This window comes from Arthrobacter sp. MMS24-S77 (assembly GCF_054888235.1).
The window spans coordinates 3,131,246-3,144,336 of the sequence record NZ_JBTZRN010000001.1 but is presented as its reverse complement, the minus strand read 5'-3'; the positions used below and the strand labels follow the sequence as shown (position 1 = coordinate 3,144,336).

The 13,091-nt window shown below is 60.9% G+C and carries 8 protein-coding genes and 1 pseudogene; 2 read left to right on the top strand and 7 right to left on the bottom strand.

The genetic code is table 11. The features are described 5' to 3' along the window. Window positions 1-240 precede the first annotated feature (240 nt). The 5 genes and pseudogenes from ACX5I4_RS14390 to ACX5I4_RS14370 form a co-directional block, all read right to left on the bottom strand. Window positions 241-2,246 (bottom strand): annotated as a pseudogene (locus ACX5I4_RS14390) (DUF6541 family protein). A 47-nt stretch (window positions 2,247-2,293) separates the two neighbouring features. After that, a complete protein-coding gene (locus ACX5I4_RS14385; RefSeq protein ID WP_461837245.1) occupies window positions 2,294-3,409 on the bottom strand; it encodes a glycosyltransferase in 1,116 nt (371 codons plus the stop codon). After that, a complete protein-coding gene (gene wecB, locus ACX5I4_RS14380; protein WP_461837244.1) occupies window positions 3,406-4,587 on the bottom strand; it encodes a non-hydrolyzing UDP-N-acetylglucosamine 2-epimerase in 1,182 nt (393 codons plus the stop codon). Before wecB ends, ACX5I4_RS14385 begins: the two co-directional genes overlap by 4 nt. Before the next feature lie 56 nt (window positions 4,588-4,643). Then, window positions 4,644-5,828, bottom strand: a complete 1,185-nt coding sequence (locus ACX5I4_RS14375; protein WP_461837243.1) for a hypothetical protein — start codon at window positions 5,826-5,828, stop codon at window positions 4,644-4,646. Window positions 5,829-5,830: 2 nt separating this feature from the next. Beyond that, complete coding sequence (locus ACX5I4_RS14370; protein WP_461837242.1) at window positions 5,831-6,985, bottom strand: glycosyltransferase family 4 protein; 1,155 nt, start codon at window positions 6,983-6,985, stop codon at window positions 5,831-5,833. A 128-nt stretch (window positions 6,986-7,113) separates the two neighbouring features. Here ACX5I4_RS14370 and ACX5I4_RS14365 point away from each other — a divergent pair, with 128 nt between their 5' ends. Both ACX5I4_RS14365 and ACX5I4_RS14360 read left to right on the top strand, forming a co-directional pair. Further along, window positions 7,114-7,797: a glycosyltransferase family 2 protein gene (locus ACX5I4_RS14365; RefSeq protein WP_461837241.1), complete on the top strand. Its 684-nt coding sequence runs from the start codon at window positions 7,114-7,116 to the stop codon at window positions 7,795-7,797. A 16-nt stretch (window positions 7,798-7,813) separates the two neighbouring features. Then, the gene (locus ACX5I4_RS14360; protein WP_461837240.1) at window positions 7,814-8,188 is read left to right on the top strand and encodes a DUF2304 family protein; all 375 of its coding nucleotides are present in this window, start codon (window positions 7,814-7,816) and stop codon (window positions 8,186-8,188) included. A gap of 135 nt (window positions 8,189-8,323) precedes the next feature. Here ACX5I4_RS14360 and ACX5I4_RS14355 read toward each other — a convergent pair whose 3' ends face one another. Next, entirely contained in the window at window positions 8,324-10,624 is a 2,301-nt protein-coding gene (locus ACX5I4_RS14355; RefSeq protein ID WP_461837239.1) for a GH25 family lysozyme, read from the bottom strand. A 212-nt stretch (window positions 10,625-10,836) separates the two neighbouring features. Then, window positions 10,837-12,918, bottom strand: coding sequence for an acyltransferase family protein (locus ACX5I4_RS14350; RefSeq protein ID WP_461837238.1), 2,082 nt, complete (start codon window positions 12,916-12,918; stop codon window positions 10,837-10,839). Between the last annotated feature and the right edge of the window lie 173 nt (window positions 12,919-13,091).

Sequence of the window (13,091 nt, the reverse complement as noted above, 5' to 3'; positions counted from 1 at the left end):
GCCGAGGAGGGGCTAAATGGCATGAGCATCTTCCAATTGGATTTGCGGGGCCTTGCCCCGTATTGCATTCCGCGTCGTCAGACTGAAATGAATACTGCACCACAAAGCACAGGAGCCTCAGCCTTCACAGACGAAGATACACGACGAATGCGGATGGAAGAGCGATTCCACGGCACTCACAGTGTGCCTGACCACTGACCCGCCGTGAGGTGGCGGTGTTGGACAAACGCTTGCGAGTCGTTAGTCGCCGCAGGCCGAGACCTTGTAAAGCTTCGCAGGCCCTTCGGAATCGATGAGCCTGAAGCCAGGACTTGTCTCAAGGTTCAGGACGCCGGGAAATTCGTGGTGGCCCCCATGGACTTCGCGGGTGCCGAAATCCAAAACGTAGTATGCCTTGAGCTTGCGGACAGCGTCGCAAACTTCCGGCGTTTCACCCGCATGATTGAGCTGACGCAGGATTTCCATCGTCGAGGCGTCATACTCTCCGAAAACGTGAGGCGTCAGGGATTTGCGGTCCGAGATTGCATAGACCATGGAAGCACCCGTCCACGGACTCGAGACGACGACGTTGTCTGCAGGAATCTCGGAGCCAGCCCTCCGCAGCAACGTCATCTCGTCAAGGGAGATCAAAGGTGAATCCGGCGTGACCGCGTAGTTGCTCGCCGCGGAGCGAACGGCTGCGGACACGGCCCCGCCCTGGGAAAGCACGAAGAGTCCGCACAACGCGAGCACGGAAAGAATGACGGACGCTGTCTTAGCCCGGGATCCGGTGACCCATTCCCTCAACACCGGCGACTTGCGCGCGCTTAGGCGGTCGTGGAGGAATCCTCGCAGGAGATCGGCCAGCCAGGCAGCACCGAAAACTGCGACCGGCAGGGTTGCTACAGGCAATAGTGCCGCCAGGCGGAACGGATCGTTGTACCAGACGCCTCCGAACCAGGTCCGGAAGCTCCCGAAGGGGTAGCCCGAAACGATGATGAACATCAGTCCGGAAACAACGAACATTGCCAACAGCCAGAGGTGACGGCGTTGCCGTAACAGTGCCCAGATCCCGAGCAGGGTCAACGCGAAGATGAGCCACGGAATCGGTCGGCCTTGGGGGAGCTAGTCAGAGCCTGTCCGAAGGCCTGGCTGAGAGTCTGAACGGGTTGCCAAGTGGACTGGGCCTCATCAGGCCGAAGCACCTTCCAGCCGATTGCGAGCACACCGGTGTAGACGATCAATGCGATCAGGAGCGTTGCTGCCGTGGGCCGGGCCCCGAAGCGAGGTCGCCAGAGCCGGAAAGCCGCGACGGCGGCTGCCAAGATTGCCGGATACGTCCATGCGAACAGCGCCAAGAGGGTGCTTGGGTGCGCCAGGGCAAGTCCCGGCAGGGCTCCCAGCAGCAGGATCCAGGCAGAGCCGGGCGGAAGTGCCAAGCCACGAGCTACCCGAAGGGCCAGGGCAAGGAGCGCGATGCACGCGGGAAGCAGCGCGATTGAAAGCAAGTTCGGATAGAGGACGCCGAAATCGACCATCAGAAAGGGGAAAGCGCTGAATCCTGCTGCAAGGGCGCAGCTGCTGACAACCACCGCCCGGCGCCGGCCGAAGAGGGAGGTCGCGAGGAGAACGCACGACAAGGGCCAGATTAGCGCCCCAATGGCAATGTTGGTGGCATTGACTGCCGCCGGAATCGTGCTGCCCGTCAGCTGTTGGGTCAGGGATACGACATCATGCCACGCGGCAGGGTAAAAGCCGCCGATCCCGTTGGAAGCGGTAAATCCGCTAACCCGCAGTGAGGACGCGTTCCCTGTGTCCACGATGTAGCGGACAGCGTTGAGATGGAAGATATTGTCAAAGGTCTGCGAGATGTTCTCGGGTCCGCCGAAGACCTGGCCAAGCCGCCAGAAGAGCACCGCAAACACTGCCGCCACGGCAAGCCAGCTGATGAAGATGCCATTCCAGTTTCGGGAGGTCCTCCCGGAACGTGTCCCTCGCCTGCGGATCGACGAGGGCCACAGCCGGCGCACCGCGAAGATCGCCGCTGCAAGGAGGACGGATACAGCGAGAACCACCAGAATGTTCCAGGGAAGGCCGGCGAAACCGGCGAGTATCGCGGAAACGGATATGACGGTCACACTTGCAGGTCCGGCCGAGCCGGCCAACGCCCAACCGCGAACACCTGTTGCCCATGCAAGGAGGAGACCTGGGACCAGCAAAATCAGGATTGCGGCGGCTACCAAGGGGGCCAGGCTGGCGTAAATCATGGGCATACCCCATTGCAAGGCAACATCAAACTACTTTCCGGCGCAGTCTAGAGAATTGAGCGGTAGATCGAGAGGAGGCGTTCCTCCATGATGTCCCAGCTGAAAGTGGACTTGAAAAGCGTACGAGCGCGTAATTGAATTTCCGCAAGCTCATCGGCATCGGCGAACAGGCGGCCCGCGGTCGCTTCGAAAGAAGCCGCTGAGTAGTCACAGACCGCGCCCACTTTATGGTTGCTGACTAACTCGTCCACACCTGTGTCTTTGGCGACAATAATCGGCAAACCGAGCATCAGGGCCTCGTAGAACTTATTTGGCGAGGAGAATTTGTGGTTGGGAACAGCAGGATCGTAAACGGCGAGCAGACAGTCTGCCGCTGCTTCCAGCTTTAGCGTTTCCGCATACGGCAGCCGGCCGTGGAAAGTGATGGAGTCATGGTCGGCGGCGAATTGGCGAGCTTTCCCTTCGAGAGCACCAAAACCGCCGATGTCCAAGTGCCAATCTGGTCGCCGGGAGAATAGCTCCAACAGCTCGGAGATGAGGCGGCCTTCGCTGAGGATTCCGACATAGACGAACCGTTTGCGGGAATCCGCGTCCCTTATTGCCTGCACGTCCGTGTTGGGCGGCGAGTTGTGGATGACCACCAGCCGCTTCGGCCGGGCCTTGGCCAGTTGCGACTCGCGGTTTTCGCCGACAATGATCACAACGTCGGCCCGGTTGATGACAAACGTATCGATTCGTTCGATCAGCGGAGCCACCGCACGGGGCACCGAAAATGAATCAACAAAGTAGTCGTAAATGTCGTAGACCAATGGCACACGCAGGATCCTGGCCATGATCAGGCCGCTCAATGCGGTGCCGAGGTCGCTTGCATGGATTGCGGTGAGGTCCTTGCGGTGCTTCCACAACTGCCGTAGTAGAAATAGTTGGAACAATGCCATGCCCAGCAGCGTTCCCAGGCTCGCGCCGTAGCTCGACTTGATCCCCGAGCGGATGATCCGTGCGTGGCCGTTGGGAAAGGTCAGAACTTCGTCCCGGGCAAGATCGCCGTCGCGGTCCCAGCCCAGGATCAGGATGTCAGGGTGTTCCGTCAGAACGCTGTTGACTTCCTTTTCGACCCTTGGGTCAGGGGCAACATGCGTTGCACGTAGAAAGGCGATGGTCATGCGTGTGCGCCGGCCTCGGATGCTCGATGCGGGAACGACGGATCGAAGTCCGGCAACCGTTCCCCGGTTCCGAACAAGGCACGGACGGCGGCCAGGGTGCGGGCACTGGCGTTGCCGTCACCGTAGGGGTTTACGGCCTGCGCCATCGAAGTGTAGTGCGCCTCGTCGTGCAGGAGCGCGGTGACCTCTGAGACAATCCGGTTCTCGTCAGTACCGATCAGCCGCACTGTCCCCGCGTCCACGGCTTCGGGTCGTTCGGTGTTCTCGCGCATAACGAGGACCGGTTTAGCGAGGCTGGGAGCCTCCTCCTGGACTCCACCGGAATCCGTGAGCACGACGTCGGCAAGGGAAAGCATGCGAGTGAACTCGCCGTAGGCAAGTGGCTCAGTCACGATGACGTTTGGGCACGTTTCGATGAATGGAAGGACAGCTTCCCGCACCACCGGATTCTTATGGGCGGGAAGGACAATTGTGAGGTCCGGCTCGGCCTCGGCGATCCGGGCAAGGGCGCGTCCGACCGCGCGCATGGCCTCGCCTTGGTTCTCACGGCGGTGTGTGGTGACCAGCAGGATCCGGCGCCCGGTGTCCGCAAGCGCCTGCAGCACAGGGTCGGAAAAGGGAACCTGTTTGCCGACGGTGGCCAGCAGGGCATCAATGACCGTGTTGCCGGTTACGACGATGTCCTTTTCCGGGATGCCTTCCGCCAGGAGGTTGCTCTTGCTCTCCGAGGTCGGGGCCAAGTGGAGGGCAGTGATTTGCGAGGTGATCTTCCGGTTCGCCTCTTCCGGGAACGGCGAATGGAGGTTTCCGCTGCGCAGTCCAGCCTCCACATGGATTACCGGAATGCCGTGGTAAAACGCCGCGATGGCGGCGGCAGTCGACGTCGTGGTGTCACCCTGGACGATCACGGCGTCAGGCTTCCGCTCATTGAAGAGTTTGTCGAGTCCCTGCATGGTCCGGGTCATGATGCCGGTCAGCGACTGCCGGGGCTGGATGATGTTCAGGTCATAGTCGGGAACGATTTCGAACAACTCGTTAACCTGGTCCAGCATCTGCCTGTGCTGCCCGGTCACCGTTACAACGCACTCAAAGTCCGGGGACTCGTGGAGTGCTGAGACGATCGGAGCCATCTTGATGGCTTCCGGGCGGGTGCCGTAAATCGGCATGAGCGTACGCATCAAAACTCCCTTTGGTGATCACAGTGAAACTCTGGCCACTTTACCAAAGCTGCCAGTTAGGACTTGCTGGCCTGAACTAGTATCCGGCCGTGCTGGCGGACAAGGAATGCCGGCCAGACCAGCGCGGCGGCTGCATTCGCTGCGACGAAGCCCCAAACAGCCCCATCAAGCCCATTGAGGAACAGGCCTGTGAACGGGAACAGGATGTGCATGACGGTCTGGACCGCCCGACCCTTGACGAGATTGTCATGGGCCAGGATGCCGCGGGAGACGACGTAGTAGAAGTGCCCGAAGAACCCGACCGCGACGTAGATGGTGCAGGCTGCTGCGTACTTGGCGAGGGTCGCCAGGGCGCCGGCAACGAAATGAAGCTGGGGAAGGATGAAGCCGAGAACCACGAAACAGCCGAGCGCCATCAATCCCGCCATGCCGAGGACTCCAAAAAATACCTTTCGGCCCAGTAGCAGCCGTGGTGGCATTTGGGAAATGTTCGGTCGGATGGGATCGAGCGTCAGCTGGATGGGCATGGCAACACTTGAGATACTCCGGTATGCGCCGAAATTGCTTGTGCCAAGGAAGGGCGCCATCGCGAGAGGTGCGCCGATCGATCCCGCGTCCATCAGCAGGGACTCGCCCAGCAGGGGAACAATCCGTTTTCGCCGCTGCTGGATCCAGGCGATGAGGCCCGATCCGCGGCGGAAGCGCGACGGGGGGAAAAGCATGGAGGAAGCAATGCTTGCCAGTGCCCACGCCCCTAGCACCCCGCCCAGAGCCCCGGTGCGGAAGAACAGGGCAGCCGCCACTGTCAGGATGAACACGGCGACGCCGACGACGTCGGATATCAGAACGGCCTGGGGGCCCCGGCTCGCCGAATGGAAGAACCGGGCGCCCAAGCGGTAGATGTTGGCTGCCACGCCGAGCGCGGAGGCAATGGCGTTGGTCCAGTTGCCAAGGACTACCGCAGCGACAGCAAAGGTGAGAACCCCGGCGAGGGCGGCACCCGTGAAGAGAGCGCCCGAGTAACCGAGCCATTCATTGTGGATCGGGTTCTGCGTCCGGCCTCGCGCCCAAGTGTCGCAGATTGCAGAAAGCGTCATCGACCAGCCCAGGGCAAAGATCAGATACGGGACGGAAAACGCGCCGTACTCCGCTGTTGAGAACAGCAATAGTGCCGAGATGGGCACCATGGCGCTGCCCACCGCACCCAGCAGGGAGGAACTGAGGAAGTGTAGCCGCGCCATCCTCAAGGCTTCCGCACGCTGTCAACAACCGCCAAATACTCAGCCGCCCGCTGTTTCCAGTCGAAGGATGCCACGAGCTCAGGCGCCGGCCGGGACGCAGGGGAGTCGAGTGCGTCACGGACGTTCTCGACCCAAGCACCGGAATCCCCGGCCTCGGCAAGCCGTACGTCCGCTCCGGCCGCAAGGAGGTACTGGGCAGCACCGACCGGTGTGCTGACGACGGCGGCGCCGGCCGCAACGGCTTCGAGCAGGGTGGTTTGGAAACCCTCGGAGAGCGTTGTGGGGTTGAGGAAGACGCCGCCCTGCAGCAACTCCGCTATCCGGGCCTGCGGCTGTTGGCCATGGACGATGACGCGGTCTGCCATCGGAGAGGCTGCGGCTCGAGCTTCCAATGCTGTGCGCTCGGTGCCATCGCCGACCACATGTAGTTCCATTTCCGGGTAGTCAGCTGCAAGATGCTCGGCAGTTGCGAGGGCGAGATCCCAGCCCTTGCCGGGGACGACCCGCCCCACATAAACCAGCTTTGTCCTCCGAGCGGCGATTTCAGTCCCGTCGTCGGACCTACATGCGAAGGCGGCCGTGTCGATGGCGTTGTGAAAGACCTGGCCGTTAACGCCGGCGAGCTCGCGGACGAAGTCCTGTGCTCCCTCCGAAATACATAGGACCGTGGTGGCCCCACGCAGCACGAGCCTGCCCATGGTTTTGTCGATCAGCCTGCTGGCCAGGGCCACAAGGGGCGAGACCCCCTTGACCTCTGCAGAGCCATGTTCCGTGTGGATGCCCGGAACGGACAGCTGCCGGGCCAGTCGGACGCCGATCAAGGACATAGGAAAAAAACGAGTATGCGAGGAGATCGCCGTGACCGACTCTTCTGCGAGCATTTTCCGGATTTTCCTTGCAGTCCCGGGCCACGGCCACGCCAGGACCCCGCCGACAGCCGGGGAGCATTTGAATCTGACAATTTTCGGATTGGAGGCCAGGTCCGACGGCGTGTCGTTGTCGAGGCTAAAAATAGTGACGCGGACCCCCAAGTTGGCGAGTTCCTTGGCGAGCGCGGCTACGTGGAACTCCACGCCCCCGATCTTAGGCAGGAAGTTGTTCACGACGAACGCAATGTGGTGGGCAGGTTCCGGAACCGGAAGAACAGGGGCGGTCAAAGTAACTGGCAGCTTTCTCTCGGGGCCCACACCGCCGTCGCCAGCACTTGCGACAGCCCGATGCGCCGGGTCTGACCACTATACCGGCAGCATCTTGCGGCCCGGGGGCGGGGGCGCCGGTCGGGCATATGGAATACTGGACTCTTGTGAGTCGCACATGGTTCGTTATCCCGATGTACAACGAGGCTACCGTCGTCGGCGGGGTCGTGGCGGATCTCCGGAAGGAGTTTCCCCATGTTGTCTGTGTTGACGACGGCAGCTCCGATGGCTCCCAAGACGTTGCGCGCGCGGCTGGCGCGATAGTCGTTCAGCATCCGATCAATCTGGGCCAGGGCGCAGCCCTGCAGACTGGATTCGAATACGCTCTTCAAGACCCCGAGCTCGATTGCATTGTGACGTTCGACGCCGACGGGCAGCACCGGATTGAAGACGCCAAAGCGATGGTTGAGCGGATCCGTAGCGGCGAAGCGGAGATCGTCCTGGGCTCAAGGTTCCTGGACAAACGGACCAAGCTGTCACCCGCTAAGCGTGTTGTGCTGAAGACCGCCGCTATCCAGTCACGACTGGCCACGGGCATGGATCTGACGGACGCGCACAACGGACTCCGGGCGATCAGCCCCGCAGTGGCTCGGCGGATTCATCTCACGCAGAACCGGATGGCCCATGCCTCGGAACTCGTACATCAGCTGGCGAAGATGCAGCCACGGTATGTGGAGCATCCCGTTGAGATCATCTATACCGACTATTCCAAAGCCAAAGGCCAGTCTCTTCTGAACGCTGTCAACATCGTTTTCGAACTGTTCTTCAAATAGTAAGGTCTCCTCCGACATGTTGATTATCGTCCAGATTGCGCTTGTCCTTGCCGTCATCTTTGTCTCTGTGGCATTGATGCGCGGGGGATCCAATGCCCGTCACCTCGCTATCCGCCGGATGCTCCTGATCGTGTTCGCGGTGGTCGCGGTTCTCTCGATTTTCTTCCCAGGCATGCTCTCCACCGTCGCTACGTTCTTCGGCGTGGGGCGCGGGACCGACCTCGTCCTCTACGGAACCATCGTCTCGGTGTTGGTCTTCATGTCCACGACGTATCAGCGATTCCGTCACATGGAGACATCCATGACGCGCCTCGCCCGCCGGATCGCGATCGACGAGGTTCCCCGTCCCGAGGTCGCAGCCGAGCAAGTGAGCCAGCGTCACGAAAACTGAAATGCCCTGACGCGTTCCGCTTTCGCACAAAACGCCAACAAAAAAGGCTGGCCCTGGACCATCTCTGGTTCCGGGGCCAGCCTCCCTTGTTTGTCGAAGGCTTTCACTGAGGCCGGGTCCCGCCGCCGTACACGGCTAGGGGTTCATGACGATGGTGATTCCCCCTGCAGCGGTCCAACGGATTGTGCCATTCATGAAGCTCTGTGAGCAGCTTGTGCTGCTGGAACACTGTTCACTGCTGCGCGGGATTCCCAAGGCCCCGTCGACGCCACCCCGGCTGAGCCAGGCCTGGCCGATTTCTTTCGTGGTATTGACGATCTGAAGCCCGGTTGAAGCCGACCACGTCACGAACCCCGAGAGGAAGCGCTGGTAGCAGATAGTGCTCTTGCACTGTTCCGCGCCGGCCGGATATGACAGAGCACTGGTTGGCCCGCCCAACGATTCGTAGTAGCCTCCGATCGTTTGCGGTGAGCCATTGGTCCACACCGGTTGTATCCCGCCCGCGGCGCTCCAGTAGACATTGCCGAACTGGAACTTCTGCACGCACGCACCGGATTGGCAGGTCTCCGCACTGATAGGGAAGCCGTATTTGCCGGCGGTTCCGCCGAGATTCAGGGTGTAGTACGCAGCGACTGTGGAGTTGTCGTTGCTGTAATAGAGGGGTTGAATTCCGCCGACGGCGCTCCAGACTATGGTGCCGAATTGGAAACGCTGCTGGCACGAGGCACTGGAACAGGTTTCGGGCCCGATCGGGAATCCATACCGGCTTGTGGTCGCACCGGATTTGACCCAGAGCCCGCCGATCGTGGAATTGTCGCCATTGGTGAAGACCGGCTGGACGCCCCCGACGGCACTCCAGAGGATTTGGCCTCTTTGGAACATCTGCACGCAATAGTTCGAATAGCATCGCTCGCTCGACGTCGGGAAGCCGAACTTGCTGTTCAGGCCACCCAGCTTGATCCATGCGCCACCGACGGTCGAGTTGTCTCCCGCCGTGTAGACAGGTTGGATGCCGGTGGCGGCGGTCCAGTAGATCGATCCGCGCTCAAAGTACTGAACGCAGTAGCTGGCGGCGCATGACTCGCCAGTAGTCGGAAGGCCGTATTTGCTGCTCGGGCCGCCCAGGCTCTTCCAGTAGGCGCCGATCGTAGAGTTGTCCGGCCCGGAGTAGATCGTTTGGACCCCGGTGGTGGCCGACCAGTAGAGGTCGCCGTTTTCGAAGTTTTGAACGCAATAGGAGCCATTGCAGGCTTCGTTGCCTATTGGTAGTCCGAAGGGCCCTGCAGCTGCTCCGGAACTGCGCCAGAGGGATCCTATTCCGCCGGACGTGGCGACTGAAAGTACGCCGCGCTGTGCGGTCCAATACACCATCCGTCGTTCGAAAACCTGGAGACACAGCGAGGAATCGCAGCTCTCGAAGCTGGTGGGGGAGCCCCAGGAACCGTTGGCTCCACCAGCAGCTAGCCAGCTCTGGCCGATGCCTCCGTTGGTGTTGACGGTAACGCCGGTTGCGAAGGCCTGCAGCTGGCCAAGCGTGCCGCGCCAGACATCGGAGTCACCGGCGAAGGGTCCTGTGCTGCTGTATTGCCAGATGTCGTAGCCCAGCCAGCCGTTGGGAAGTGTGCCAGGGCTGCTGGCGGGGTCTGGGAAGTATGACGCGATATGCAGTGGGTTCCCGGAGAATCCTCCGTTGTTTCCAGCGCAAGTACTCCACCAGTCAGTGGTCGTGTAAATCGCGGGAAGTCGCTTGGTCAGGGAGTACACGGTATCGGAGAATTCCCTGACCCAGGCGACGATTTGGTCCGGGGTGCGGTCATAGCAGGTGTTCCCGAAGTATGAACCCACGTAGGGGTTGTATTCGATGTCCAGCAGGGGAGGGAGTGTCTTGCCGTCGCTGGACCACACCCCTCCGTTGGCGACGAAGTACCGCGCCTGATCGGCTGCGGTCCCGGCATCAGGATGGGGGATCGCGAAGTGGTAGGAACCTCGGACCAAGCCGGCGTCGTAGGATTTGTTGAACTGCTGGGAAAACGCGGGGTTGAGGTAATAGTTTCCCTCGCTCGCTTTCACATAGGCGAACTTTGCGCCTTTCGCGACTTCCGCGCCCCAGTTCACTCCAGCTTGGTAGTAGCTGACGTCCAAGCCTTGCACTCCGCTAGGCATCCATGTAGACATTGCGGCGGCGGAGCCCAAAGAGGCCGCCCCGGGGCTCGCGGTTTGCTTGTACTTGCGTACGCCGTCACCCATGCTGGCCCCATTTGGGCCGATTCTCGAAAGAAAGTCGCTGTTCACCACGGAATGCACTGCCGTTGGCGCTGAAGGAACGGAAGCGATCTCGGCCGCGGACGCCTGAACCAAGGACGTAAGCACCAGGAAGGCAGAAGCGCCGACCGCCACTCCCCAGCGCCAGCGGGCGCGGCCGTTCTGAGTGGACATCGGGGTCCGAACTCGACTCATATTGTTCTCCTGGAGAAGGGTAGGCCTACCGTCCCACTGCATCCAGCACGTTGAACGGCGGGCGCATCAGGGCCGGATCGAACAGCCGCACCCTCCGCATGGCGGAAACAACATGACACCGGGGACGGTTGTTACTACTGTTGCCATTGTTTCCTATGTTACTGGAGATGGCGAGATCAAGCAGCGTCAGATTAGCGCAGCGCTGCCGCGATCTGGGCGGCCAGGGCCCGGGCAACCGGAGTCGTGATGTGGTTGCCGTCCCGAGACATCAGCACATTGCGGTAGACGGCGGGACAAACGTCTTTGTCGCAGAGCAGGCTCACGGTATCCACGAAGGTCCCGCCATGGGCGGTGACGGCGTCCCGTTCAATTGTCTGCAGCGCCGGGTTGTAGGAGTCGGCGCGCTTCACTGCGCAAGTATCCGGATCGTTCAGATGCTTTGAGACGCAAGAGTTGGGATTCTGCGGCCAGCCGGGGTTGTCACCCACAATCACCGGTTTGGTGCCAGTCGGCAAGCCGTTCAGCAGGGACGCGAGTCCAGCCCCCCATTGTTTGTCGTAATCCGGCCCGACGCCAGGGAAGCCCTGGTAGCTGCGTTCGGAGTTCGAGATCACTACGCGGTCCGGTTTCAGCTCACGGATACGTTCCAGGCCTGCGCGCTGGAACTCCTGGCAGTTGAATGGGCCGTTGATATCGGGATGTCCAGTGATCGGAAGCTGTACCGAGGGGCAGGCCGATTTTGTGATCGTAATGAGCCGGAAGCCCTCCACTTCGGCAGCCTTCTTCAGGGCTGGGAACCAATGGCCTGCGTGGGAGTCGCCGAAAAGGACCACAGTCCGCGATGAGTCAAGCTTTCCGAATTCGCAGCCTGAGGCCTTGAAATCTGCTCCGTTGTTGTTGCAACCATTGGTGAAAATATCGGTCAGGTCCTTGTCGACCGTGTCCAAGGACGGGATGAGCTGGGTCTGCGCGATCCAACTGCCGCTGGAGTCGACCACGGAGTCGGCAAAACCGGACAATCCGGTTCCGGGCCTGTCAGCACCGATGGTCAGCTTGCTCGAAGCCTGCGCGGACTGTAGCGACTGCTGCTGCACGAGTCCCCATCCGCCGAATGCAGTGACGAGAACCGCCGTCGTGCCTAGCGCGACTATGTACGTCCGCTTCTTTCGCGACGCAATACTTAGTGCCTGGAAAGGCTTTTCGACGAATCGGTAGGTGAGTGCTGCAAGGACGACGGCGATCGCGGCCAGGACTGCTTTTTCGCGCAGGCGAAGCGGTTCGGCCGCCAGCAATTGCGGGACGACCAGGAGCGGCCAGTGCCATAGATACAGCGAGTAGGAGATATTCCCAAGGAACAACATGGGCTTGTTGCCCAGCAATCGGTCGGCGCCGGGCGCCATAAGGCCACCGCTCCCCGAGAGAATGATTGCCACAGTGCCGAGCACCGGGAACAGGGCAACCCAGCCCGGAAATTCGAGGGTCTTCGTAATGAGAAGTGAGGACAGGACAATCAAGGCGAGTCCTGTTCCCATGAGCAAAATCCGCAGCTTGCCGCTCAGTGCCGTGAGCTTTGCGGAAACGAGATACGTCAGCGCCCCTGCTGCGAGCTCCCAGGCCCGCGTATGGAGAAGGTAGTACGAGCTTGTGGGATACAGGTGCGAGAGCACGATGCTGAGCGCCAGGGAGACGGCAAACACGCCGCCCAAGAGATACCAAAGCAGGTGCTTGGAACGCCGGGCCTTGACCAGCACGACAAACAGCATGATCGGCCAGACAAAGTAGAACTGTTCCTCCACCGCCAACGACCAGAAATGGATGAAAGGCGACGGTTCCGGATCGGCAAAATAGCCTGAGGTTTGGCTTGCGAAATTGAAGTTGGCCGCGTAGAGCGCGGCGGCGATCAGATCCTTGAGATAGCGGCCCGCTTGCAGAGGTGTCAGCAGGGTCATGACGGCGGTCCCAGAGGCCAGGAGGACCAGCAGGTACACGGGAGCGAGGCGCTTGAGCCGCCGGGCGTAGAAGCCGGAAAAGGAAAAGGTCCCGGTCCGTTGCAGCTCGCGAATGATCAGGCCGGAAATGAGGAAACCAGAGATGACGAAGAAGACGTCTACCCCGACAAAACCGCCCGGAATGAAGGGTACGCCCATGTGATAGAGAAGCACTGACACGACGGCGATGGCTCGCAGGCCCTGGATGTCGTTTCGCAGCGACGTCTTCGGCGCACTTAGACCCAGTGGGCGTTCGAGCGTTTGTTCGGCCGTGATGGGCGGCATGAGGTACTTTCTGCTTCGGGGTAGTTCGGAGCCGAATCCTTCAGGTTCCCGGCATGTGGACGACGAACGTCGCCTTCCATGGTAGTTGTTGGGCGGTAGTGTGGCACAATCATTGTCCTCAGGCAGCAATTGTCGTGGAATGAGGATGGGTCCACATCCCGTCCTACACTTGA